This window comes from Pseudomonas sp. FSL R10-0056 (assembly GCF_009600105.1).
Lineage (GTDB): Bacteria > Pseudomonadota > Gammaproteobacteria > Pseudomonadales > Pseudomonadaceae > Aquipseudomonas > Aquipseudomonas bubulae.
Window position 1 is genome coordinate 35,970 of the sequence record NZ_WIWL01000226.1, and the last position, 24,587, is coordinate 60,556.

Sequence of the window (24,587 nt, forward strand, 5' to 3'; positions counted from 1 at the left end):
TTGTGAGACGAGTTTTGAAACAGAAAAGGCCAATGGCCGGGGGATACAGTCACTGTGGGAGCGGGCTTGCTCGCGATACAAGCGACGCGGTGCAACAGGTATTACGAGGTGATGCAATCGCGAGCAAGCCCGCTCCCACTTAAAGCGGAAACGGGTTGCTCACGAAGGATCAAGCAGCAGGCTGCAACGGCAACAGCGGTGCGTGAGGGTCGGCAGCAACCGACTCACGCCAGGCGTTCAGCCAGCCTTCGTGCCCCTCGCTCCACACCAGCGCATGCAGGCGTGCAAGGGCAACCGGGTCGCTCAACAACTGCATGCGCTCGTTGTTGGTAACGCCCTCTGGACCGACTTTGAGTGCATGACGCACACGCTCGGTACGCAACCACTCAATCGGCTCGGCTTCCCGGTGACGCGAGGTCGCCAAAGCACAGGCCAATGCGTTCTGCTGCGGATCAACCACGGCCCGGACAAAACCGTCATGCAGCGCATGGTAGCGATTTTCATGGGTGTACTCGGCCGTAGCCGACAACTCACGGGGCGGCGCATATTCCTCAGGAATCAGGAACAGGCTTTCGTCACGGGTCTTGAGGCCCAGTTTCACCCGGCTGGAGATCACGGAAACCGGGATCGACAACATCAGTGAACCGACAATCGGTACCAGCCACCACAAAAAGCTCGGGTTCAACCACAGCACCAATGCAGCCCATGCAGCACCCAGCAGGGTTTGCGGGCCATGACGGCGTACGGCTTCGCTCCACGGCGTGGAGTCGTCGTCACGCTGTGGCGAGTTCCAGGTCGCCGCCCAGCCCAGAAACGCGGCCAGTACAAAGCGGGTGTGGAAGATCATGCGCACCGGTGCCAGCAGCACCGAGAAGAGCATCTCAAGCAGCATCGACAGCGTTACTTTGAACTTGCCACCGAACTCTTTGGCACCCTTGGCCCAGATCAGAATGATGCTCAGCAGCTTGGGCAGGAACAACAAGACGATGGTGGTGGAAAACAGCGCCACGGCTTTTTCCGGGTGCCACTGTGGCCACAACGGGTACAACTGCCGTGGTTCCAGGAAGTACTGTGGCTCCATCAGCGTGTTGACCGCCAGCAGGGCCGTCGACAACAGCAGGAAGAAGAACCACAACGGTGCCGACAGGTACGACATCACCCCGGTCAGAAACACCGCACGGTGCACCGGGTGCATACCCTTGACCAGAAACAGGCGGAAGTTCATCAGGTTACCGTGGCACCAGCGACGGTCACGCTTGAGTTCATCCAGCAGGTTAGGCGGCAACTCTTCATAGCTGCCCGGCAAGTCGTAGGCAATCCACACACCCCAACCGGCACGGCGCATCAACGCGGCTTCCACGAAGTCGTGGGACAGGATCGCGCCCGCAAAAGCGCCTTTACCCGGCAGCGGCGCCAGGGCGCAGTGCTCGATAAACGGCTTCATGCGGATAATTGCGTTGTGACCCCAGTAGTGGGATTCACCCAACTGCCAGAAGTGCAAGCCGGCGGTAAACAGCGGGCCGTACACACGGGTGGCGAACTGCTGCATGCGCGCATACAGCGTGTCCATGCCCGAGGCTCGTGGCGCGGTCTGGATGATACCGGCGTCCGGCGTAGCTTCCATCAGGCGTACCAGGCTGGTCAGGCACTCACCGCTCATCACGCTGTCTGCGTCGAGCACCACCATGTACTTGTAATCACCGCCCCAGCGACGGCAGAAGTCGTCGAGGTTGCCGCTTTTACGTTTTACACGGCGGCGGCGACGGCGGTAGAAGATCCGCCCGAAGCCTTCGGTTTCGCGGCATACATCCAGCCAGGCCTGTTGCTCGGCAACGCAGATATCGGGATCGTTGCTGTCACTGAGGACGAAGAAGTCGAAGCGGTCCAGGTCGCCGGTGGCGGCCACCGACTCGTAAGTCGCGCGCAAACCCGCGAATACACGGGTGACGTCTTCGTTGCAGATCGGCATCACCAGCGCGGTACGCGCTTGTTCCGGGATCGGTTCATTACCGGCGCTGGCGCCGGAAATACGGTATTTGTCGTGCCCGGTCAGCAGTTCCAGAAAGCCCATCAGGGCGGTCCAGAAACCCGCCGACACCCAGCAGAACAGAATCCCGAACAGGATCAGGATGCTGGTTTGCAGGGCATAGGGCAGCACTTGCTGGGCCGTTTGCATCAACGGCTGGTGCAATACTTCTTCAAGGTCAACGAACGACCAGCCCTGGTACGGCATGATGCCTTTCATGTACCAGCCCGCAACGATGGTCTGGCCGAGCATCAACACCAGCAGGATGTAGCGGCGGATCGAACCCACCGTACGCCAGCGGGCCTTGGGCAGGACGCGTTCGTCGATTTCCGGCTTGGGCGGGTTGCTGCGCCCGGTCAGGCGCCGCCAGCCACGCACCAGGATATTGGTGCGCCATGGCTCTGGCACTACCTTGGTACGGCGAATCGGCGGCGTAGCCTTGAGCATGACCCGGCCGCTGGCGTCGAGGGCGAGCATTTCTGCTTCCTCAAGTTCAGCCGCTGAAGTCAGGTTCAGACGCGTGCCCACCGAAGCCTGAGCGGCCTCGGCGGCATCCACGTCGCTCTGCGCCGACAAGCGCGCATGCAACTCGGCGAACGAGGTGCAGTTCGCCAGTTCCGCGCGCTGCTCATCGCTCAGTGGTAAATGCGCCAGGTACTCGCTGAGCGAGGCCGGGTGGGGCTGAGCATTACTCATCGGCTGGCAACTGGTAGCTCCAGGTCTCGGTCAGCACTTTTTCAGTCTTGACCGGCTCCGGAGTGGCTGGGGTCGCTTCAGGCGCCTTGGCGTCCTTGGCTGCGTGGTCTTTCTTGTCCTGTGCCTTGGCCGCAGCTTTCTCGGCTTTGGTCTCAGGTGCCTTATCCGCTTTGGCGGCCGCAGCCGGCTCAACGTCCTGGACCAGCGCTGCACGCATTTCCGTGGCCTTGCTCGGGTCTTTGATTTTCAACCGCAGGGTCAAACGCCAGCCCTTGGTTTCAGGGTTGTAACGCACGTTGTTTTCAACCAGTTCGGCGTTGTCACCCACACTGACCTGGCTGCGCACAGCAGCATTTTCCGGCAGAGCCTTGAGGGACGGGCCTTCGAAGTCCACCAGATACGCCACACTGCCGTCTGGTTGGCGGATCAGGTTGGATTGCTTGACGTCACCGGTCGAACGCAGGGTCTGTTGTGCCCAGGCGCTGTCGGCCGGGTGCAGAGCTGCTTCATCCATGGTCCAGTGCAGGCGATAAGCGAAATCAAACGGCTTGAGCGGCTCCGGCAGGGTGTCCGGGCTCCAGAAAGCAACAATGTTGTCGTTGGTTTCATCAGCAGTCGGAATTTCTACCAGATCAACCGAGCCTTTGCCCCAGTCGCCCTGAGGTTCGATCCACGCACTTGGACGCTTATGGTAGTTGTCATCCAGGTCTTCGTAGTGGCTGAAATCACGGCCACGTTGCAGCAAGCCGAAACCACGCGGGTTTTCAACGGCGAAGTTGCTTACCGACAAGTGTTTCGGGTTGTTCAGCGGACGCCAGATCCACTCGCCGTTACCGGCGTGAATGGCCAGGCCCGACGAATCGTGCAGTTCGCGACGGTAGTTGAGGACCTTGGACGGCTGGTTGGCGCCAAACAGGTACATGCTGGTCAGCGGAGCGATGCCCAGCTTGCCGACCTTGTCACGCAGGAACATTTGCGCTTTGACGTCCACTACCGTGTCCACACCCGGGCGCAGGGTAAAGCGGTAAGCACCGGTAGCCCGTGGCGAGTCCAGCAGGGCGAAGATCACCAGATGCTTGTCGTTAGGCTTGGGTTTTTCGATCCAGAATTCGGTGAAGCGCGGGAACTCTTCGCCCGACGGCAATGCCGTGTCGATCGCCATACCACGGGCCGACAGACCATAGATCTGGCCCTTGCCCACAACGCGGAAGTAACTCGCGCCGAGCATGGTCATGATCTCGTCCTGTTTGTCCGCCTTGTTGATCGGATACAGCACGCGGAAACCCGCCCAACCGAGGTTTTCGGTGGCTTTAGGATCGAACTTGACGTCACCGAAGTCGAAACGGCTCGGGTCGTACTTGATCTCTTCAACCGTGGTGGCGGTCACTTCGTTGATTTTCACCGGCGTGTCGAAATGCATGCCCTGGTGATAGAAGGACAGTTTGAACGGGGTTTTGTCACCCGCCCACTGGGCCTTGTCACGGTTGAACTGGATTTTCTGGTAGTCCGCGAACTTCATGTCGCGGAATTCCTTTGGCAAATTGCTGCGCGGCGCTTGGTACTTCTGCTCGGCGAGGGTTTTAGCCTCAGCCGCCACGTCATCCAGACTGAATGCCCACAGTTGACCCGCACCGAACAAGCAAAAGAGCGCAGAGCCCGTCACCAGTGCGTTACGCAACCGCTTGGCAGACATTTTTGGTGCATTTAATGGACTAACAATCACGAGCAAACCTCGCCGAAAACAGATGATGAAACCAACGGCCAGCGATCTAAATGCCAGGTTGGCGAGCACTGTTCCGACCGTCAAAGGAATAAATGATTCCCCGGACGTGTCGGATTAGTCTCTGTGTAGCGCAGGATTATCTAGTAGCCCGCGTTACAACGCATCTACTGTCAGCAAGTATTTCTCGCTAAAACCCCCTGTTTTCAGACGAAAACACGGTTTTTCAGGGTTTTAGGTTTGTAACAAAAATGTCACAGGGCCATCATTGATCAAATGCACCTGCATATCAGCGCCAAAACGCCCCGATTCGACGCTGGGGTGAAGTCGTTTTGCCGCTTCAAGCAGCTGATTGAACAACGCCTCGGCCAATGCCGGTGGTGCTGCCGTGGAAAAGCTCGGACGCAGGCCGCTCTTGGTGTCTGCCGCCAGGGTAAATTGCGAAACCAGCAGCAAGCCGCCGCCGATATCGGCCAGTGACAGGTTCATTTTGCCTTCGGCATCGCTGAATACTCGATAGTTGAGCAGCTTATGCAGCAACTTGGCGGCGCTGGCTTCGGTATCCCCGGGCTCGACGGCAACCAGCACCAGCAAGCCCTGATCGATTGAACCGACAATCTCCCCCGCCACCTCTACCCGCGCGCCACTGACGCGCTGCAACAGCCCCTTCATGCTTCGTCAGGCTGCAAGTTGAGCAGACGACGGGCCATTTGCTCGGTGGCGCGCACCAGGGCGTCGGTAATGCCGGGCTCGGAAGCGACGTGCCCGGCTTCACGGATGATTTGCAGCTCACTGCCCGGCCAGGCCTGGTGCAGCTCCCAGGCGTTATCCAGCGGGCAGATCATGTCGTAGCGGCCATGCACGATCACGGCCGGCAGGTGGGCAATCTTGTGCATGTCCCGCAGCAGCTGATTGGGCTCAAGGAACGCATTGTTCATAAAGTAGTGGCATTCGATACGGGCAATGGACAATGCCCGGTGCGGGTCGCAGAAGCGCTCGACCACCTGCGGGTTGGGCCGCAGGGTGGCGGCGCGGCCTTCCCAGGTCGACCATGCCTTGGCCACATGCATCTGGGCAATCTGGTCGTTGCCCGTGAGGCGCTTGTGAAAGGCACTCATCAGGTCGTCACGCTCTTCCTCAGGGATCGGCGCGATATAGTCCTGCCAGTAGTCGGGGAAAATCCGGCTGGCCCCTGCCTGATAGAACCATTCGATTTCCTGCGGCCGCGCCAGAAAGATCCCACGCAAAATCAGGCCATGTACTTGCGCTGGATGGCTTTGCGCGTACGCCAGTGACAGGGTCGAGCCCCACGAACCGCCGAACAACACCCACTTGTCGATGCCCAGGTACAGGCGAATCCGCTCCATATCGGCGACAAGATCCCACGTGGTGTTGCTGTCCAGGCTGGCGTGCGGTGTCGAGCGACCACAGCCGCGCTGATCAAAGGTGATGATGCGATACAGGCCCGGATCGAAATAGCAGCGGCTGTTGGCATCGCAACCCGACCCCGGCCCGCCGTGGACAAACACCACCGGCAGGCCGTCTGGCGAACCGCTCTCGTCAACGTAGAGCACATGCGGGCCATCGACCGCCAGTTCATGCCGGGCGTAGGGTTTGATCTGCGGGAACAAGGTCTGCATTACGCACTCCAGGGAGGGGTCGAAAGAGATTGCCGTCAGGCATCATAAACCCGATTGGAGGTATTGAGCATGCCCTTACTAAAAGGATGGGGTTTGGATCGGTGGCGCGCCTCCAACCCTCTCCTGTAGGGAGAGGGGGGCTGATTGTCGGTGTTCTTGAGGCCGCGCGCACTCTGTCCCCTCTCCCTCCGGGAGAGGGCTAGGGTGAGGGGCTTTTGACTTAACGTTCCCGGCCCCACTCAATAATCCGCGCCAACAATTGCTTGAGTACCACCCGGGTCGGTGCCGCAAGGTCTTCGCGATAGTTGAACGGCTCGAACTCTTCCATATAGGTGCACTGCGCCAGTTCCAGTTGCACAGCATGGATGTTGTCCACCGGACTGCCGTAATGACGGGTGATATGGCCACCCTTGAAGCGTCCGTTCAGTACATGACTGTAGGCTGGATGCTCGGCACAAATGGCTTCAAGATCGCGGGCCAGCGTCGGATCGCAACTGGCACCATTGAAGGTGCCCAGATTGAAGTCCGGCAGACGGCCGTCAAACAGATGAGGGATTTGCGAACGAATGGAATGCGCATCAAACAGCAGCGCATAGCCAAACTCGTCTTTCATGCGTTTGAGTTCCTGTTGCAAGGTCTGGTGATAGGGTTTCCAGATCTGCTCCAGGTACGTCGCACGCTCCTCTTTCGTAGGCACCAGCCCTTCACGAAACAATGGCACGCCATCAAATAGCGTGGCCGGGAACAAACCTGTGGTGGCGCCCACATACATCGGCGCATCGTCCTGCGGGCGATTGAGGTCAATCACAAACCGCGAATACTCGGCTGCCAGGGTGCTGGCACCCAGCTCGCTGGCAAAGTCGTACAGCTGCGGGATATGCCAGTCGGTGTCCGGCAGGCTTTGCGCCTCAGGGATCAGCCCGGCCTTGACTGCCGGAGTCAGTTTCAGACCAGCATGGGGCATGCTGATCAGCAACGGCACGCGGCCTTGTTTGAATGTCAGAACCTTGTCCACAAGCTTTCTCCTAAAGCGTTACGTCAACGCCGCTACGCACGACGCGTTTGTCCAGATCACCGCCCAGCCAATAAGCCAGGTCTGCCGGACGATCAATGTTCCAGGCGACAAAGTCGGCCACCTTGCCGGGCTCAAGCGAGCCGTGGGTCTCGCCCATGCCCAATGCCGTTGCCGCGTGCAGGGTGACCCCGGCCAGGGCTTCTTCGGGGGTCATACGGAACAGGGTGCAGGCCATGTTCAGCATCAGGCGCAACGACAGTCCCGGCGAGGTTCCCGGGTTGAGGTCACTGGCAATGGCGATTTTTACCCCGTGCTTGCGCAGGGCCTCCATCGGCGGCAACTGGGTTTCACGCAAGAAGTAAAACGCACCAGGCAAGAGCACGGCCACGGTGCCGGAGGCGGCCATGGCAATGGCGTCTTCTTCGGTCATGAATTCCAGATGATCGGCCGACAGCGCCTGATAGCGCGCCGCCAAGCTGGAGCCATGCAATGAAGACAGCTGCTCGGCGTGCAATTTGACCGGCAGGCCCAATTGCTGCGCTACCTTGAACACCCGCTCGACCTGGGCCGGTGAGAACGCCAGGTATTCGCAGAACGCATCCACAGCGTCCACCAGCCCTTCGGCCGCCAGCGCGGGTAGCATCTCGTTGCAGATATGCTCGATATAGTCATCGGCGCGATCCTTGAACTCCGGCGGCAAGGCATGGGCGGCCAGGCAGGTGCTGCGCACCGTGACCGGCAACGCTTCGCCAAGACGGCGGATCACCCGCAAAATTTTGCGTTCACTCTCCAGGCTCAGGCCATAACCGGACTTGATCTCGACACTGGTCACGCCATCGCGCAGCAAACACCGCAAACGCTGACGGGCACTGTCGAACAACTCGTCCTCGCTGGCCGCGCGGGTCGCACGCACAGTGCTGGCAATACCGCCTCCGGCCGCGGCGATTTCGGCATAGCTCACGCCTTGCAGACGCTGCTCGAACTCACCGCTGCGGTTGCCGCCAAACACCGTGTGCGTATGGCAATCGATAAGCCCCGGCGTTACCCACGCGCCTTCAAGGCCGTGGGTTTGCCCATATTCGCCCGTCGGCAACTGCTGACGCGGGCCAAGCCACTCAATGTAGCCGTCACGGGTGACGAGGGCGGCATCCTCGATGATCGAGTACGTGCCGTTGGCCATTGTTGCGACATTGCAGTGCTGCCAAAGGGTTTTCATCGCGTCACTCCGTCAATGATCAAAAACTCAGGAAAGCTCGGGAGCCACTTCAATTGCCCGACCCGCTGCAGGTTTTACCCACAGCAGATAAGCCACAACCAGCATGAGAATCCAGACCACACCTACCATTAGCGCGGCTTGTGTCTCAGGGAAGTAACCCAGTACGCCGAAGATAAACACCATGAACACAATGGCGGCAATCGGCGCATACGGCCAGAACGGCACCGGGAACTTGAGTTCGGCCACTTGTTCACGGGTCATGGAACGACGCATGGCCACCTGGGTGACCAGAATCATCAGCCATACCCATACCGTGGCAAAGGTCGCAATCGAGGCGATTACCAAAAAGATGTTTTCCGGGATCAGGTAGTTAAGCACCACACCCACCAGCAAGGTGGCGCCCATTACCAGCACGGTCATCCACGGCACGCCGTGTCTGGAGATTTTGGCAAAGCCCTTGGGCGCCTGCCCTTGCTGGGCCAGCCCGTACATCATGCGGCCTGCACCGAAGATGTCGCTGTTGATCGCCGACACTGCCGCCGAGATCACCACAATATTGAGGATGGTGGCCGCCGAGCTGATACCCAGACTGTCAAAGATCTGCACAAACGGGCTGCCCTGGCTGCCGATCTGAGTCCACGGGTAAATGGCCATCAGTACAAACAGAGTCAGTACATAGAACAGCAGAATGCGCAGCGGAACCGCGTTGATCGCTTTAGGGATCACACGCTGCGGGTCTTTGGCTTCGCCAGCGGTAATACCAATGATTTCAATGCCGCCAAAGGCAAACATCACCACGGCAAACGAGGCGATCAAACCGCCCACGCCATTGGGCATGAAGCCGCCGAAGGACCACAGGTTGCTGATGCCGGTCGCCACCGCATCGGAGCTGCCCGAGGTGCCAATACCAAACAGCATGATGCCGAAGCCGGCCAGGATCATCGCCACGATGGCAGCAACCTTGAGCAGCGACAGCCAGAACTCCATTTCACCGAAGACTTTAACGCTGCACAGGTTCAGGCCGCCAATCAGCAGCACGATACCCAGCACCCAGATCCAGCGCGCCACTTCCGGGAACCAGAAGCCCATGTAAATACCGAACGCGGTGACATCGGCCAGACACACGATGATCATCTCGAAGGCATAGGTCCAGCCGAGAATAAAGCCCGACATGGGCCCCAGATAGGTGCTGGCGTAGTGACCGAAGGAACCGGACACCGGATTGTGCACGGCCATTTCGCCCAGTGCGCGCATGACCATGAAGACCGCCGCGCCACCAATCAGGTAAGCCAGCAGCACAGCAGGTCCAGCCATCTGGATGGCAGCAGCTGAACCATAGAAAAGACCCGTCCCGATCGCTGAACCCAGCGCCATGAAACGGATGTGGCGAGCGGAAAGCCCGCGTTTCAAACCTTGAGTCTGGTTTTGCATTTCGCGTCCTTGATTATTTTTGTCGGCGAAAACAGAGACGCAGAGAGCCCGTAGGCCCTCTGCGTTTTTTTGGATTACAGGCTTGGCAGAACGTGTGCAGGCAGCAGTGCGTTCAGGCAACGGGACGCCAGCAGTTGCATGGCGATTTCGATGTCCGGCGCGAAGAAACGGTCTTTTTCATAATGCGCGACTTTGCTGCGCAGGGTGGTGCGAGCGATTTCCAGCTTGGCGGACGTTTTCAGGCCATCACGCAGATCCAGGCCCTGACACGCGGCCAGCCATTCAATGGCCAGAACACCGCGAACGTTTTCGGCCATTTCCCACAGACGCTTGCCCGCAGAAGGCGCCATCGATACGTGGTCTTCCTGGTTGGCCGATGTAGGAATGCTGTCCACGCTATGCGGGTGGGACAACGCCTTGTTCTCGCTGGCCAGGGCCGCAGCCGTCACCTGGGCGATCATGAAACCGGAGTTGACGCCGCCATTGGCCACCAGGAACGGCGGCAGTTGCGACATGTGCTTGTCCATCATCAACGAGATGCGACGCTCACTCAGCGAACCGATTTCGGCAATGGCCAGGGCCATGTTGTCGGCTGCCATCGCCACTGGTTCGGCGTGGAAGTTACCGCCAGAGATCACGTCGCCCTGTTCGGCAAATACCAGCGGGTTATCCGACACTGCGTTGGCTTCAATGCCCAGCACTTCGGCGGCCTGACGGAACTGGGTCAGGCAGGCGCCCATGACTTGTGGCTGGCAGCGCAAGGAGTACGGGTCTTGTACCTTGTCGCAGTTTTTGTGCGACTCGGACACTGCGCTGCTGGTGCCCAGCAGATCGCGATAAATCGCCGCCGCGTCGATTTGACCGCGTTGGCCGCGGGCAGCATGAATGCGTGGGTCGAACGGCGAGCGCGAACCCAGAACGGCTTCAACGGTCAGGCCGCCACAGGCCATCGCAGCGGCAAACAGGTCTTCGCCTTCAAACAGACCGCGCAGAGCGTAGGCCGTCGATACTTGAGTACCGTTAAGCAGGGCCAGGCCTTCCTTGGCAGCCAGGGTCAGCGGCTCAAGACCGGCTTGTTTCAAGGCAGTGACGGCATCCAGCCACTCGCCTTTGTAACGAGCCTTGCCTTCACCCAGCAGCACCAGGGACATATGCGCCAGGGGTGCCAGGTCGCCCGATGCGCCCACCGAACCTTTGAGCGGAATATGCGGGTAAACCTCGGCATTGATCAGGGCGATCAATGCATCGATGACCACGCGACGAATCCCGGAGAAACCACGGCTCAGGCTGTTGACCTTGAGCACCATGATCAGGCGCACCAGATCATCGCTGATTGGCTCGCCGATACCGGCGGCGTGGGAAAGCACCAGGGAACGCTGGAGGTTTTCCAGGTCTTCGCTGGCGATTTTGGTCGAAGCCAACAAGCCAAAACCTGTATTGATACCGTAGGTGGTGCGGTTTTCGGCAAGGATCTGCTCAACGCACGCCACGCTGGCATCGATCTGCGCCGAGGCGCTCGCGTCCAGGCTGAGGGTAACCGGCTGCTGATAAATGTCACGCAGTTGGGCAAGGCTCAGTTGGCCGGGGATCAGGTTTAACTCAAGCACGTTAATACTCCTTCACGCGTGTTACCGAAATTATAGAAATCTTTAACAACCATGTGGGAGCGAGCCTGCTCGCGAAGGCCGTTCGCGAGCAGGCTCGCTCCCACGGGAGACCAGAGGTCAGCCGTTGATCATCGGCAGGTTCAGGCCCTGCTCGTTGGCGCAATCGATGGCGATGTCGTAACCGGCATCGGCGTGACGCATTACACCGGTGGCCGGGTCGTTGTGCAGGACACGGGCGATGCGCTCAGCCGCTTCGTCGGTACCGTCACACACGATCACCATGCCCGAATGCTGGGAGAAGCCCATGCCGACGCCGCCGCCGTGGTGCAGCGACACCCAGGTCGCGCCGCTGGCAGTATTGAGCAAGGCATTGAGCAGTGGCCAGTCGGACACGGCATCCGAACCGTCCTGCATGGCTTCGGTTTCGCGGTTCGGGCTGGATACCGAGCCGGAGTCCAGGTGGTCGCGGCCGATCACGATCGGGGCCTTCAGCTCGCCGCTGCGCACCATTTCGTTGAACGCCAGGCCCAGCTTGGCACGCTGGCCCAGGCCGACCCAGCAGATACGTGCCGGCAGCCCCTGGAAGCTGATGCGCTCGCGCGCCATGTCCAGCCAGTTGTGCAGGTGAGCGTCGTCGGCGATCAACTCTTTGACCTTGGCATCGGTCTTGTAGATATCTTCGGCATCCCCCGACAGTGCGACCCAGCGGAACGGCCCTACACCACGGCAGAACAGTGGGCGGATATAAGCAGGGACAAAACCCGGGAAGTCGAAGGCGTTTTCTACGCCAACTTCTTTAGCCATCTGACGGATGTTGTTGCCGTAGTCGAAGGTCGGCACGCCAGCTTTCTGGAATGCCAGCATCGCTTCAACGTGCTCACCCATTGACGCTTTGGCAGCTTTGACCACAGCAGCCGGATCGGTCACGGCGCGGTCGCGGTACTGCTCCCAGGTCCAGCCTTTTGGCAGGTAGCCATTCAGCGGGTCGTGGGCGCTGGTCTGGTCGGTGACCATGTCCGGGCGCACACCACGGCGAACCATTTCTGGCAGCAGTTCAGCAGCGTTGCCGCACAGGGCAATGGAAATCGCTTTGCCTTCAGCGGTGTATTTGGCAATACGCGCCAGTGCGTCATCCAGGTCCGCGGCTTGCTCGTCGACATAACGGGTGGCCAGACGGAAATCGATACGGCTTTGCTGGCATTCGATGTTCAGCGAGCAGGCACCGGCCAGAGTTGCTGCCAGTGGTTGGGCGCCGCCCATGCCGCCCAGGCCTGCGGTCAGTACCCACTTGCCGACCAGGCTGCCGTTGTAGTGCTGGCGACCGGCCTCGACGAAGGTTTCGTAGGTGCCCTGGACGATGCCCTGGCTGCCGATGTAGATCCAGCTGCCGGCGGTCATCTGGCCGTACATGGCCAGGCCCTTGGCGTCGAGTTCGTTGAAGTGCTCCCAGGTGGCCCAGTGCGGTACCAGGTTGGAGTTGGCGATCAGTACCCGTGGCGCGTTGCTGTGGGTTTTGAACACGCCGACCGGCTTGCCCGATTGCACCAGCAGGGTTTCGTCATCGTTTAGGTTGGTCAGGCTTTCGACGATTTTGTCGTAGCACTCCCAGTTGCGCGCTGCCCGGCCAATACCGCCATACACCACCAGTTCAGTCGGGTTCTCGGCCACTTGCGGGTCGAGGTTGTTCATCAGCATCCGCAGGGGTGCTTCGGTCATCCAGCTTTTGGCAGTGAGCTGGGTGCCGCGGGCGGCGCGGATCTCACCATCACGGTGACGGGTGAACTCGGCAGGCGATTTTGGGGTAGTTGAAGTCACGGGTAACTCCTCAGCGTTGGGCAGATGCGTCGGGTGTGAGAAGAGGATCGACGCACACTTATGTACTTGTACATACAAGCATATGCAAGTTAGCGGCCAATCTGAAAATTTTCCTGATGAAAAAGCTGCAAGCCACGGAAATAAAGGTGCGCAACCGCAAGAGAAGTTTCTTGGTGGAGAGGGAGAAATTAGCGAGGGGTGTTACTGAAGTAGATGTGTGCGCTGATTTGGGGCGTTTGGTAACGCATGTGTTCTGTGGGAGCGGGCTTGCTCGCGATCGCATCACTGCGACCCGCCAATAAACCGAGTCACCTGCATCGCGAGCAAGCCCGCTCCCACCTGATCAGGACTGTGTCAGACCGCGCTCAACTCAATCACGCAACACAGCCCGGTTAGCGTGATTTCCAGCAACTCGCGATTGCCGCTTAGTTGCAGGCAGTCGTAGCGGCCCAGGTGTTCATGGCAGGTGTTACCCAGGCCAACATGCACCTGCTCGCCCGCACTGAACACCAATACGGTCTGCGCCGAACTGAACAGGCGTTGCGGGACGGTTGCATCCAGCCATTGCAGACGTGCTGCGTAGCGCTGCGGGGCGTAGATCAGGTTGAAGTCACGGATCGGCCCATCAATCAGGGTGCAGGAGACGGTGCTTTCACCCTTGAACGCATATGCATCAAAGGGTAACAGTGCCCGCGTGCTCGCCCCGTCAACTTGCAAGTTCATGCCCGCGCCTTGCAGCACGCTGATAATCCGCTGATAACCCTCAAAACGCGAAAAGCCACCTGATTCGCCAATATCGGCAATCGACAGGCGCCAGCCAAAACCGACAAGGCCTTCACCTGCGTCACGGGTGATTTCTTCAGTGCTGCCGCCGCCGTTTTTCCACGGCATGCGTGGATAATCGACGGCACGTAAAACAACGGGCTGGCTCATTTATTGAAGCGTCCTTCAAGACGATGACGGGAACCGGGGTGGATCAGCCGGGCGGCGGTCACAGGCTGACGGCCCGACCAGGTGCGGCGGCGAATCAGCAGGCACGGCTCGCCTGGCTCGATTTGCAGCAACTTGCACTCTTTGGGGTCAGCCAGAATCGCTTCGACCACATGCTCGCCTTCGGTCAGCGGAGCGACCTGAGACAAATAGGCATACGGTGTTTGCAGGGTGAAATCCTGCTTGAGGTAGTCCGGCGCCACCTGTGCATTCACGAAACGGTCCTCGATTTGCACGGCAATCCCGTTTTCGTAATGCACGATCAGGGAATGAAAGACCTTTTGCCCTTCACGCATATCGAGCACGGCGGCGCGTTCCGAGCCGGCCATTTCTTCACCCAGGCTGATGACCTTGCAGGTGTGAGTGTGCCCGCGGGCAGCAATTTCATCAGCGATGTTGTTGACTTCAAACAGCGCGGACTGTGTCTTGGGCTCGGCCACAAAGGTACCGACACCCTGCATGCGCACCAGCAAGCCGTCGGCGGTCATTTCACGCAGCGCACGGTTGATGGTCATGCGGCTGAAACCCAGCTGGGTCACCAGTTCGCTTTCAGATGGCACACGGTAATGCGGCGGCCAGTTTCCACTCTGGATCTGTTGAGTGATCATTTGCTTTACGCGGGCGTAAAGCGGGGCCGGGCTGTCGCCCATGTGGGCGGCCAGCGGGGACACGACAGGCGGAGTCGACACAGGCAATCCTTGTTCATGAGTAAAGGGCGTAGCTTGCCGGAGTTTACCGGGCAGGCAAACGTCTGTATATGTATATACAAATAACAAGCTTTGGGGTACCGAACCGATGTCTGTCTTCTTTGCCGAGCGCGCCCTGCTACCGACTGGCTGGTCTGCCAATGTCCGAATCGAGGTGGGTGCCGATGGTCGCCTGACACAAATTACAGCCAATGCCGACGCGCACGGGGCAGAACGTTTGAGCGGCCCGCTGTTGCCGGGCATGCCGAACCTGCACTCTCACGCGTTCCAGCGGGCCATGGCCGGTTTGGCCGAAGTGGCGGGCAACCCCAATGACAGCTTCTGGACGTGGCGCGACTTGATGTATCGGCTCGTCGGAAAAATCAGCCCTGAACAACTCGGCGTCATTGCCCGTCAGTTGTACATCGAGATGCTCAAGGCCGGTTACACCTCGGTGGCGGAATTCCATTATGTCCATCACGATCTGTCAGGGCAGCCCTATACCAACCCGGCTGAGCTGGCACTGCGAATTAGCGAAGCTGCACGCTCCACCGGCATTGGCCTGACGTTGCTGCCGGTACTTTATAGCCACTCGGGTTTTGGCGGCCAGGCACCCAACGACGGTCAGCGGCGCTTTATCAACAGCACCGAGCAATACCTCAAATTGCAGCAACAGCTCAAGCCGCTACTGGCGCAACAGCCAGCGCAGACCCTGGGGCTGTGTTTTCACTCGTTACGCGCCGTTACTCCCGGGCAAATAAACGCAGTGCTGGGCGCCAGCGACACAACCTGCCCGGTGCATATCCATATTGCCGAGCAACAAAAGGAAGTCGACGACTGCCTGAGCTGGAGCGGCAAGCGACCGATCCAGTGGCTATATGACAATGTCGAAGTCGATTCGCGCTGGTGCCTGGTGCATGCCACCCACGCCAACGCAGACGAAGTTCAACTGATGGCGCAGAGCAAGGCCGTCGCCGGATTGTGCCTGACCACCGAAGCCAATCTGGGTGACGGTATTTTCCCGGCGGTGGATTACCTCGCTCAAGGCGGGCGCATGGGCATCGGTTCGGACAGCCATGTGTCACTGAGCGTGGTCGAGGAACTGCGCTGGCTGGAGTACGGCCAACGTTTGCGCGACCAACGCCGCAACCGGATGTATCGCAGTGATCAGCCGATGGTCGGGCGTACGCTGTACGACGCCGCCCTGGCGGGTGGTGCACAAGCGATGGGGCAACCAGTCGCTGGCTTGGCCGTTGGTCAACGCGCCGACTGGCTGGTGCTTGACGGCAACGACCCGTACCTGGCCACCGCACAGGACGACGCCATTCTAAACCGCTGGTTGTTTGCCGGCGGCGACCGCCAGATACGCAACGTGATGGTTAACGGCCAATGGGTAGTTCGCGACGGGCATCATGCCGATGAAGAGGCCAGCTGCCGCGACTTCACCCGTGTGCTACGCGAGTTGTTGGGGTAGGTGCATAACACCTTGTGGGAGCGGGCTTGCTCGCGATGGCTACGACGCGGTCTATCTGTCAAACCACGGCGATCCAATCGCGAGCAAGCCCGCTCCCACAACACCCACAGGTAGTTGGATTACAGACCGTTCAGATGCTTCGCAGCCCAATCGCGAACCTCGGCATAGGGATAATTTTCCAACGCTGCAAACCCCGGAATGGCCCGCGCTTTCATCTTGGTGAACATCGGCACACTGATCCCGCATAAAAACCGGGTCAGGCGTTCTGCCGGGGGATAACTTCCTGCGTATTCCTGATGCCTGTGGATAAAAGCGCCACACAGTGCTTCAACGTTTTTATCCTCAAGCGGCGCCAGCGCGGGGGGCTCCGGTAAACGCGCCACATGTCCTGCGCATACCGAGCAATGCCCGCACTGCCGAGGTGCCTGGTCATCGCCAAAATACCGGGCCAGTCGGTAGCTCAGACAGGTATCACTGGCAAACAGCGCCAGCATTGCGTGAATCCGCTTGATCTCGCCGCTCTCGTGGGCACAGAAGTAAGCATGCAGCTCCTGGCTTAATGCCTCGGCATCAAAATCGCTCACCAGCAGGCTGTAGACCTCGGTCATCTGCTTGCTTTCAAGCTCGATCCAACCCTTCTCCTGAAAATAATCCAGCGCCTTGACCACCCGATTGCGATCGGCCTGATGCTGCCCGTACAGGGTGTCGAAATTTACCGTGGCCCAGGTTCTGGCGCGGGTGGAGGTCTGAATGATGGCCGAGACAAATTGCTGACGTTCACCTTCGAATTTGGCCAGTAATACCTCGGGCTCGATCAGGAATTTGAAACGATACTCGGCAAAGTAGGCATAGCGCGGTGCTATCAAGCCGCGCAACTCCAGCTGCACCAGCAAGGTTTTAAGTGGTAGCTGACGAATATTGCTCTGATCGGACAACGGCAGCAGCATAAATTCCCACTGCCCTTCAGGTATTGCCCCACGCAACTCCTCAAGTACACAGCGAATACCCGCAAGCTCGGGCGTGTCGCCATACACAAAGTTTTCCAGCACGTTAAGGCTGTCGCGGTTGGCCAGCACCAGACAGTCGGAGGGCTGGCCATCACGCCCGGCGCGACCGATTTCCTGGCTATAGTTTTCAATCGATTTGGGCAGGTCGAAATGCACCACATTGCGGATATCGCTTTTATCGATACCCATCCCGAAGGCGATGGTGGCGACGATGCAGTTCAGCTGCCCGCCCATGAACTGGCGCTGAATGCCCTCGCGCTGCTCATGGGGCAAACCGGCGTGATAAGCATTGGCACTGATACCGTGCTGGCTGAGGTGCTCGGCAATCTGCTCGGCGGTCCGTTGCAATGTGACATAGACGATGCTCGGCTGGCCGATGCGCCCGTTCATCCACTGCACCAGGCGCTGGCGCTTTGCCGCGCCGCTGACCGGCTCAACCCACAGGTTGAGGTTGGCGCGATAGAAGCCGGTGGTGATGACATCCGTCTCGGCAATCGCGAACTTGGCCTGCATGTCCGCGATCACATTGGGCGTGGCGGTCGCTGTAAGCAGCAAGGCTTGGGGGATATTGAACTGGCGCTGGTAGTCTGGAAGTTTCAGATAATCAGGGCGAAAGTTATGCCCCCATTCAGAAATACAGTGGGCTTCATCCACCACCAGCAGTGAAATCGGTACTTGCTGCAAAAAGTTACGGAAGCGCTCGTTTTTCAGGCGCTCGACCGAAATCATCAGGATCTTCAATTCGCCCGCCTTGGCCCGGGCCATCACGGCGCTGGCGTCCTCACGACTTTGCGCGGAATCAATACTGGCGGCGGCAATGCCGTGGCGCTGCAAAAAAGCCAGCTGGTCCTGCATAAGAGCCAACAGCGGCGAAACCACCAGCGTCAGGTGGGGCAACAGCAGCGCCGGCAGTTGATAACACAACGACTTGCCCGAGCCCGTGGGGAAAATCGCTGCCGCCGAACGCCCGGCCAAAACAGCACTGACCACCGCCTCTTGCCCGGCACGAAATTGTGGATAACCGAAAACCTGTTCCAGGGTGTTGTACATCACTGTCACTCCATTGACCGCCACACGCGCAAAACTTTAACGCCAAGTTTGCAGACGATCGAGAAAAGGTCGGGGGCAAATTGAGAGAGGATGATACAGGTGTGTTTTGAAATTACCCGATATCACTAGTGCAAACGCTTCTTCGCGGCGATATAGACAGCATGGTCATCACGACGACCGACACCAAGCACCAGAACTATCAGACGGTTATCAATCACTTCATACACCAGCCTCACCCCGCTGGCACGAAGCTTGATTTTGTAACAGTTCGGCATATTCCTAAGCCCGGCGGCCGGAACCTTTGGGGACAACAAACGGCACTTGAGCTTCTTTAGTAGCTGGATCTGGAGCACCTTATCCAGCTTTTCCAGCTCCTTTTTTGCTTCAATTTCGAACTCAAGGGTATAAGTCTTGATTGCATCTGCCTGCGACTCAGTTTTTCTCGGCAGTTGCGATGAGCTCATCAATTTCGACCTTGATTGTAGGATTGCCACGCCGCTCTTTGACCAACCTGGCCAATTCAGCGTCGTCGATCATCTCCAGCAACAGCTCGTAGCGCTCAGGGGAAAGAATATAAAACGCAGGTTCGTTACGATTGAGAATGACCATTGGGTCACCACCGCTTTCACGATAAGTACCCATGGGGTCTTTTTTCAGATCTGTTACTGACGCAGCGACTTTAGCGAGCATGGCGAATGTCATGATATGGCCTCATGCCTATGTATACGGAAAGACTCATCTGCTAAATCTGTAAGCTGCTGAGCCAACACAATCAAGCACTAAAAATAGCACTTTTAACAGCGCCATAAAAGACACTCCAACAAACGCTCACACTGAAAATCGGGACAATGAATAATGAACCTCGCCCCAGACCTCCCGGATACCCCAACCCTGCGTGAGCTGCTGCAGCTGCTGCACGAAGAAATCGGCTTGCCGGAACACAAGACCATCAGCCTCAAGACCGCGATCAATGCTGATTTGGGCTGCAATGGCGCGGATGCCCAGCATTTGATAGAAGCCCTGGAAGAACGTTTTGGCCTGGAACTGGCGGACTACGATGCCTATCGCTATTTCCAGCCCGCCGGTAATGACCCGCACCTCAAGCGCAAGGCCAAGGGTCGGGAAAGCAAAGTACCGCTGACCATCGGTATGCTCTACGCGGCGATCTGCAGCGGACAGTGGGATACCCAAGGCCTGGAGGCCTAGGCATGTGGGAGCAGGCTTGCTCGCGATGCAGACGCTGCGGTTTTGTCTGATTCACCGCCGCGATGCCATCGCGAGCAAGCCCGCTCCCACAGGATGTATACCCACAGAAAAATTCAGGCACAAAAAAGCCGCCTTTTCAGGCGGCTTTTTTGTGGATCAACACACTGACCGAATACTTACGCCTTCGGGCCGGCTGCCTTGATCGCGTCGCTGACGTCGAACTTCTTGAAGTTCTCTACGAACAGGCCGGCCAATGCTTTGGCAGCTTCGTCGTAGGCAGTTTTGTCAGCCCAGGTGTTGCGCGGGTTGAGCAGAACAGTCTCAACGCCCGGTACGGCTTTAGGCACGTCCAGGTTGATGATGTCCAGGTGCTCGGTTTCAGCGCCGATCAGAGCACCGCTCTGGATCGCAGCAATCACCGCACGGGTGGTCGGGATGTTGAAGCGCTTGCCAACGCCGTAGCCACCGCCGGTCCAGCCGGTGTTAACCAGGTACACCTTGGAGCCGAAGCCACGGATGCGCTTGATCAGCAGCTCTGCGTATTCACCGGCCGGACGCGGGAAGAACGGTGCGCCAAAGCAGGTGGAAAAAGTCGACTTGATGCCGCTGCCTGAACCCATTTCAGTCGAGCCCACCAGTGCGGTGTAGCCAGACAGGAAGTGGTAGGCCGCTTGCTCTTCGCTGAGGATCGACACAGGTGGCAGTACGCCTGTCAGGTCGCAGGTCAGGAAGATCACAGCGTTTGGTTCGCCGCCCAGGTTCTTCTCGGAACGCTTGGCAACGTGCTCCAGCGGGTAAGCGGCGCGGCTGTTCTGGGTCAGGCTGACATCGGCATAGTCAGGGTGACCGGCAGCGTCGAGCACAACGTTTTCCAGCACGGCGCCGTGCTTGATGGCTTTCCAGATAACCGGCTCGTTCTTCTCCGACAGGTCGATGCACTTGGCATAGCAACCGCCTTCGATGTTGAACACCACGCCTTCGCCCCAACCGTGTTCGTCGTCACCGATCAGGTAACGGCTTTCATCGGCGGACAGGGTGGTTTTACCGGTACCGGACAGACCGAAGAACAGGGTCACGTCGCCTTCTTCGCCAATGTTGGCAGCACAGTGCATAGGCAGCACGTCAGCAGCAGGCAGCAGGAAGTTCTGTACCGAGAACATGGCTTTTTTCATTTCACCGGCGTAACGCATGCCAGCGATCAGCACTTTTTTCTGGGCGAAGTTGATGATCACGCAACCGTCAGAGTTGGTGCCATCACGCTCAGGCACGCACTCGAAGTTGGCCACGTTAAGCACTTGCCACTCATCACGACCGGCAGGGTTGTACTTGGCCGGGTTGATGAACAGGCAACGACCGAACAGGTTCTGCCAGGCAGTCTGGGTGGTCATTTTCACGGCCAGGTAGTGGTCTTCGGAAGCACCTACATGCACGTGGGAAACGAAATGCTCTTGCGCGTTGTTGAACGCCTCGACGCGGTCCCACAGGGCATCGAACTTGTCGGCCGGGAACTTGCGGTTGATCGGGCCCCAGGCAATGGCAGCCTGAGTGGACGGTTCTTCAACAATGAAGCGGTCAGCCGGCGAACGGCCTGTACGGTGGCCAGTTTCGACAACCAGTGCGCCATTGTCGGCAAGCACGCCTTCACCACGGTTCAGGGCTTCTTTGACCAGATCGTCGATGCTCAGATCGGTGTACACGGCGTTATTAGCTTGCGTCATGAGGTTCCCCGTCGGCCATTGGCCGAGTGCGCCAAACGTTTTGTAGTAGAAAAGTTTGCACTACTACCGCGAAAAAAGTGGGCCGGATTATGCCAGAAAACCCCAAAAAGAGTAGGCCCCACCTGTCAGAACCGCGCAAGAACGGGCTTTGACAGGTGTTTTACCTGAGCTGAAACGTTTTAGTGATGAGTGCCTGAAGGGGATTCAACACCTGCGCCAGCGAACAATTGATCGACATCTGCTGCATCAAACAGGTAACGCTCGTTGCAGAACTGGCAATCGATTTCGATATGACCGCCATGCTCGGTCACCAGATTGAGCGCATCGGCATGACCCAGGCTGGTCAGGGCATTGCCCGAACGCTCACGGGAGCAACTGCACTTGAATTCAATGGCCTGATTATCAAACAGGCGCACGGTTTCTTCGTGATACAAACGGTGCAGGATGGTCTCGTTATCCAGCCCCAGCAGCTCTTCTGATTTGAGCGTATCGCCCAGCATCAGCAGGCGGTCCCAGCTGTCGACGCGCTCGTCTTCATCCTTGACCACATCGGCAGGCAACTGCTGCAGGAACATGCCCCGCGCACGCTGGCCATCAGCAACCAGCCAGAAGCGGGTCGGCACTTGCTCGGACATCACGAAGTAATTGGTGAAGCAGTCAGCCAGGGTTTCGCCGTTCAGGTCCACGATGCCCTGGTAGCGCTTGCCGACCACCGGATCGATGGTAATGGCCAGTACGCCGTTGGGCAGCAGGTCAGCCAGCGTGGCATCGGCAGCAATCTGGTCGGCGTCAAAACGGGCCAGGCCGCGTATTTCCCGGTCGCTGGTGCATTCGATCATCAGCAGCGGCACCGGGCCTTCGGAACGGGCCTGCAGGCTCAGCAAGCCATCGATTTTCTGGTTGCCCACCAGCAACGCAGCCGCAGCCATCAGCTCGCCCAGCAATTGCTGGACCGGCTGTGGATAAGCGTGCTTGGCCAACACGTCAGCGTAGCTGTGCTCCAACGAGGCCAGTTCGCCGCGGGCGTCGCTGGTATCGAACATAAAGCGTTGTGTGGCATCGGTTTTGTGTAAGTCGGACATAAGAATAGAGTTCTGAATTGGTGACAAAATGTGTAAGCGCCATTAAATATCGTGCAGGTCTGATGACCCTATATGGCGCCATACCTGAATGATTACAAGCTATGCAGCCACGGACTCGACGTACGGCTTGCGGGCCCTGGCCAGCTCACTCGCCCCCACTGGCGTCATGAAACTGATGCAGTTGGCGCCGCTGCTTCTTGGTCGGTTTGCCATCAGTCGTGATGCCCATGGCCCCGGATTTGCGCATGGCAGCCGCGTTTTCGCGCTTGGCGATGCTTTGTTCGGTTTCGGCGTACAGCAATTGGGCTTCAGGGGCGCCACGGCGGACCACAGACAGCGCTTTGACTTCGACAGTGCGCTCTTCAAGGCCAACACGAATTTGCAGTTCATCGCCCAGGCGAGGTTCTTTGCTCGGCTTGCAGCGCTCACCCCGGCAATGCACCTTGCCGCTTTCAATCGCGGCCTTGGCCAGTGCCCGGGTCTTGTAAAAACGCGCCGCCCAGAGCCACTTATCCAGGCGAACCTTGTCGTCCTCTTCCTGCTTTTGCGCCACTGGAATTCCTCTTCACTTGAATAGTCAGAACTGTACTACTACTTGCAATGAACAACTGAAGCATTCGTCCCGATAGAATGCCTGCCTGCCGAGTAGCGGACACGCAGATAACTGTCGCCATTTGCTGAATATTCTGCGTGAATGCTCTTTGTACATTGCCAAATCGGCATCGCCGATTGCTTTACCTGCAGGGTTCCTCCTGCGGCCTGAATACGTTAATCGCTGGTTACTTATATTGAAGACTTTTGATCACTTGACCGTTGTCGGTCTGCGCGAGTGGGTGGCGCTTCCCGATTTGGGAGTCGCCGGCCTGCGCGCGAAAATCGACACCGGTGCCAGTACTTCCAGCCTGCACGCTACCGAAATCGAGCCTTTTGTGCGCGACGGTGTCGAGTGGGTACGTTTCAATGCCCACCTGGGCACCCTGGTACAACTGCGTCACCGTCACTGTGAAGCGCCTTTGGTGGCAATTAAAACCATTAAAAGCTCCAATGGCCACACCCAGGTTCGCTATGTGATCCGCACCGGCCTGGCGCTGGGTGATAGGGTCTGGCCGGTCGAGTTCACCCTCGCCTGCCGCAAATCGATGCGTTATCGCTTGTTGCTGGGCTCAAAAGCGTTGATCGACGGCCAATTGGTCGTCAACCCTGCACTAAAATATGTACAAGACAAGCCGGAATTCCCGGTCACTACTACCTCTGCCACAGGTGTTGCATGAAGATCGCTGTGCTGTCGCGTAACCCGCGTCTGTATTCCACTCGTCGTCTGGTTGAAGCCGGTACCGAACGAGGCCATGAGATGGTAGTGATCGATACCCTGCGCGCCTATATGAACATAGCCAGTCATAAGCCGCAGATTCACTATCGCGGCAAGCCGCTGGAAGGCTTTGATGCGGTGATCCCGCGCATTGGCGCGTCAGTCACGTTCTATGGCTGCGCAGTGCTGCGCCAGTTTGAAATGATGGGCGTGTTTCCGCTCAACGAATCGGTGGCAATTGCTCGCTCGCGGGACAAATTACGTTCGTTGCAGCTGTTGTCCCGGCGTGGCCTGGGTTTGCCGGTAACCGGTTTTGCCCACTCGCCGGATGACATTCCCGACCTCATCGAAATGGTCAACGGCGCCCCGCTGGTCATCAAGGTGCTGGAAGGCACCCAGGGCATCGGCGTGGTGCTGTGTGAAACCGCTACCGCCGCCGAGTCGGTGATTGAGGCCTTTATGGGCCTCAAGCAAAACATCATGGTGCAGGAATACATCAAGGAGGCCGGGGGTGCCGATATTCGCTGCTTCGTGGTCGGTGACAAGGTGATCGCGGCCATGAAACGCCAGGCCAAACCTGGAGAGTTCCGCTCCAACCTTCACCGGGGCGGCAGCGCCAGCCTGATCAAGATCACCCCCGAAGAGCGCATGACCGCCATTCGTGCGGCCAAGGTCATGGGGCTGAGTGTGGCGGGTGTCGATATCCTGCGCTCCAACCACGGCCCGCTGGTGCTGGAGGTCAACTCATCGCCAGGCCTGGAAGGCATTGAAACCACCACCGGCAAGGATGTGGCCGGGATTATCATCCAGCACCTGGAAAAAAACAGCAGCCCGCATATGACCCGGACCAAGGGCAAAGGCTGACAGCGCATCAACCCTTGGGTGAGCAGACTTGTTGT

General features: G+C 58.6%; 21 protein-coding genes. 4 read left to right on the forward strand and 17 right to left on the reverse strand.

All coding sequences use genetic code 11. The features are described from left to right. Positions 1–169: 169 nt before the first annotated feature. From mdoH to hutC, 11 genes are all read right to left on the reverse strand, one after another. Positions 170–2,722, reverse strand: a complete 2,553-nt coding sequence (gene mdoH, locus GHO42_RS22590; RefSeq protein WP_095017735.1) for a glucans biosynthesis glucosyltransferase MdoH — start codon at positions 2,720–2,722, stop codon at positions 170–172. Further along, positions 2,715–4,445, reverse strand: a complete 1,731-nt coding sequence (locus tag GHO42_RS22595) for a glucan biosynthesis protein G (protein ID WP_095001089.1) — start codon at positions 4,443–4,445, stop codon at positions 2,715–2,717. The genes mdoH and GHO42_RS22595 overlap by 8 nt, the downstream gene beginning before the upstream one ends. A 231-nt stretch (positions 4,446–4,676) precedes the next feature. Further along, the gene (gene dtd, locus GHO42_RS22600; RefSeq protein ID WP_095000823.1) at positions 4,677–5,114 is read right to left on the reverse strand and encodes a D-aminoacyl-tRNA deacylase; all 438 of its coding nucleotides are present in this window, start codon (positions 5,112–5,114) and stop codon (positions 4,677–4,679) included. Beyond that, positions 5,111–6,082, reverse strand: a complete 972-nt coding sequence (pip, locus tag GHO42_RS22605) for a prolyl aminopeptidase (protein WP_095000822.1) — start codon at positions 6,080–6,082, stop codon at positions 5,111–5,113. Before pip ends, dtd begins: the two co-directional genes overlap by 4 nt. 220 nt (positions 6,083–6,302) lie before the next feature. Next, positions 6,303–7,097, reverse strand: a complete 795-nt coding sequence (gene hutG, locus GHO42_RS22610) for an N-formylglutamate deformylase (protein WP_095017736.1) — start codon at positions 7,095–7,097, stop codon at positions 6,303–6,305. A gap of 10 nt (positions 7,098–7,107) precedes the next feature. Continuing rightward, on the reverse strand, positions 7,108–8,313 hold the full coding sequence (gene hutI / locus GHO42_RS22615) for an imidazolonepropionase (protein WP_095000820.1): 1,206 nt from the start codon (positions 8,311–8,313) through the stop codon (positions 7,108–7,110). A gap of 27 nt (positions 8,314–8,340) precedes the next feature. Next, positions 8,341–9,744: an amino acid permease gene (locus tag GHO42_RS22620; protein ID WP_095017738.1), complete on the reverse strand. Its 1,404-nt coding sequence runs from the start codon at positions 9,742–9,744 to the stop codon at positions 8,341–8,343. A gap of 74 nt (positions 9,745–9,818) precedes the next feature. Then, complete coding sequence (hutH, locus tag GHO42_RS22625) at positions 9,819–11,351, reverse strand: histidine ammonia-lyase (RefSeq protein WP_095000818.1); 1,533 nt, start codon at positions 11,349–11,351, stop codon at positions 9,819–9,821. 117 nt (positions 11,352–11,468) lie between these two features. Continuing rightward, entirely contained in the window at positions 11,469–13,166 is a 1,698-nt protein-coding gene (gene hutU / locus GHO42_RS22630; RefSeq protein ID WP_095000817.1) for a urocanate hydratase, read from the reverse strand. A gap of 354 nt (positions 13,167–13,520) precedes the next feature. Further along, positions 13,521–14,099 carry a HutD family protein gene (locus tag GHO42_RS22635; protein WP_095017740.1) on the reverse strand — a complete coding sequence of 193 codons (579 nt, stop codon included), beginning with the start codon at positions 14,097–14,099 and terminating at the stop codon, positions 13,521–13,523. After that, positions 14,096–14,806 carry a histidine utilization repressor gene (gene hutC / locus GHO42_RS22640; protein WP_153326946.1) on the reverse strand — a complete coding sequence of 237 codons (711 nt, stop codon included), beginning with the start codon at positions 14,804–14,806 and terminating at the stop codon, positions 14,096–14,098. The genes GHO42_RS22635 and hutC overlap by 4 nt, the downstream gene beginning before the upstream one ends. A 145-nt stretch (positions 14,807–14,951) precedes the next feature. Here hutC and GHO42_RS22645 point away from each other — a divergent pair, with 145 nt between their 5' ends. Continuing rightward, entirely contained in the window at positions 14,952–16,316 is a 1,365-nt protein-coding gene (locus GHO42_RS22645; protein WP_095000814.1) for a formimidoylglutamate deiminase, read from the forward strand. Between the two features lie 119 nt (positions 16,317–16,435). On the opposite strand, the gene GHO42_RS22650 is transcribed toward GHO42_RS22645, so the two are convergent. From GHO42_RS22650 to GHO42_RS22660, 3 genes are all read right to left on the reverse strand, one after another. Further along, complete coding sequence (locus GHO42_RS22650) at positions 16,436–18,373, reverse strand: ATP-dependent DNA helicase RecQ (protein ID WP_153326919.1); 1,938 nt, start codon at positions 18,371–18,373, stop codon at positions 16,436–16,438. A 125-nt stretch (positions 18,374–18,498) separates the two neighbouring features. Further along, positions 18,499–18,837, reverse strand: a complete 339-nt coding sequence (locus GHO42_RS22655; RefSeq protein ID WP_095017743.1) for a type II toxin-antitoxin system RelE/ParE family toxin — start codon at positions 18,835–18,837, stop codon at positions 18,499–18,501. Continuing rightward, positions 18,806–19,075, reverse strand: a complete 270-nt coding sequence (locus tag GHO42_RS22660; RefSeq protein WP_169916159.1) for a type II toxin-antitoxin system Phd/YefM family antitoxin — start codon at positions 19,073–19,075, stop codon at positions 18,806–18,808. Before GHO42_RS22660 ends, GHO42_RS22655 begins: the two co-directional genes overlap by 32 nt. A gap of 153 nt (positions 19,076–19,228) precedes the next feature. Between GHO42_RS22660 and GHO42_RS22665 the strand changes: the two genes are divergently transcribed. Next, positions 19,229–19,579: a DUF1493 family protein gene (locus GHO42_RS22665; protein ID WP_095017744.1), complete on the forward strand. Its 351-nt coding sequence runs from the start codon at positions 19,229–19,231 to the stop codon at positions 19,577–19,579. Between the two features lie 176 nt (positions 19,580–19,755). Here the strand turns inward: GHO42_RS22665 and GHO42_RS22670 are convergent, their stop codons facing one another. The 3 genes from GHO42_RS22670 to GHO42_RS22680 form a co-directional block, all read right to left on the reverse strand. Continuing rightward, positions 19,756–21,297: a phosphoenolpyruvate carboxykinase gene (locus GHO42_RS22670; protein ID WP_095017745.1), complete on the reverse strand. Its 1,542-nt coding sequence runs from the start codon at positions 21,295–21,297 to the stop codon at positions 19,756–19,758. A 179-nt stretch (positions 21,298–21,476) separates the two neighbouring features. After that, entirely contained in the window at positions 21,477–22,379 is a 903-nt protein-coding gene (gene hslO, locus GHO42_RS22675; protein ID WP_095000809.1) for an Hsp33 family molecular chaperone HslO, read from the reverse strand. A 145-nt stretch (positions 22,380–22,524) separates the two neighbouring features. Next, positions 22,525–22,932 (reverse strand): RNA-binding S4 domain-containing protein, encoded by a 408-nt coding sequence (locus GHO42_RS22680; protein ID WP_095000808.1) that lies wholly within the window; start codon positions 22,930–22,932, stop codon positions 22,525–22,527. 268 nt (positions 22,933–23,200) lie between these two features. Between GHO42_RS22680 and GHO42_RS22685 the strand changes: the two genes are divergently transcribed. After that, positions 23,201–23,650 (forward strand): ATP-dependent zinc protease, encoded by a 450-nt coding sequence (locus GHO42_RS22685; protein ID WP_169916200.1) that lies wholly within the window; start codon positions 23,201–23,203, stop codon positions 23,648–23,650. After that, positions 23,647–24,552, forward strand: coding sequence for a 30S ribosomal protein S6--L-glutamate ligase (rimK, locus tag GHO42_RS22690; RefSeq protein ID WP_016783140.1), 906 nt, complete (start codon positions 23,647–23,649; stop codon positions 24,550–24,552). The genes GHO42_RS22685 and rimK overlap by 4 nt, the downstream gene beginning before the upstream one ends. Positions 24,553–24,587: the final 35 nt, after the last annotated feature.

Excerpts from the sequence above, each read along its gene's own strand:
- GHO42_RS22665 (WP_095017744.1), top strand. The coding sequence starts at position 19,229 with ATGAACCTCGCCCCAGACCTCCCGGATACCCCAACCCTGCGTGAGCTG.
- GHO42_RS22620 (WP_095017738.1), bottom strand. The coding sequence starts at position 9,744 with ATGCAAAACCAGACTCAAGGTTTGAAACGCGGGCTTTCCGCTCGCCAC.
- rimK (WP_016783140.1), top strand. The coding sequence starts at position 23,647 with ATGAAGATCGCTGTGCTGTCGCGTAACCCGCGTCTGTATTCCACTCGT.
- GHO42_RS22650 (WP_153326919.1), bottom strand. The coding sequence starts at position 18,373 with ATGTACAACACCCTGGAACAGGTTTTCGGTTATCCACAATTTCGTGCC.
- GHO42_RS22645 (WP_095000814.1), top strand. The coding sequence starts at position 14,952 with ATGTCTGTCTTCTTTGCCGAGCGCGCCCTGCTACCGACTGGCTGGTCT.
- pip (WP_095000822.1), bottom strand. The coding sequence starts at position 6,082 with ATGCAGACCTTGTTCCCGCAGATCAAACCCTACGCCCGGCATGAACTG.
- GHO42_RS22660 (WP_169916159.1), bottom strand. The coding sequence starts at position 19,075 with ATGACATTCGCCATGCTCGCTAAAGTCGCTGCGTCAGTAACAGATCTG.
- GHO42_RS22655 (WP_095017743.1), bottom strand. The coding sequence starts at position 18,837 with ATGAGCTCATCGCAACTGCCGAGAAAAACTGAGTCGCAGGCAGATGCA.
- hslO (WP_095000809.1), bottom strand. The coding sequence starts at position 22,379 with ATGTCCGACTTACACAAAACCGATGCCACACAACGCTTTATGTTCGAT.
- hutI (WP_095000820.1), bottom strand. The coding sequence starts at position 8,313 with ATGAAAACCCTTTGGCAGCACTGCAATGTCGCAACAATGGCCAACGGC.
- dtd (WP_095000823.1), bottom strand. The coding sequence starts at position 5,114 with ATGAAGGGGCTGTTGCAGCGCGTCAGTGGCGCGCGGGTAGAGGTGGCG.
- hutC (WP_153326946.1), bottom strand. The coding sequence starts at position 14,806 with ATGGGCGACAGCCCGGCCCCGCTTTACGCCCGCGTAAAGCAAATGATC.
- GHO42_RS22670 (WP_095017745.1), bottom strand. The coding sequence starts at position 21,297 with ATGACGCAAGCTAATAACGCCGTGTACACCGATCTGAGCATCGACGAT.
- mdoH (WP_095017735.1), bottom strand. The coding sequence starts at position 2,722 with ATGAGTAATGCTCAGCCCCACCCGGCCTCGCTCAGCGAGTACCTGGCG.
- GHO42_RS22635 (WP_095017740.1), bottom strand. The coding sequence starts at position 14,099 with ATGAGCCAGCCCGTTGTTTTACGTGCCGTCGATTATCCACGCATGCCG.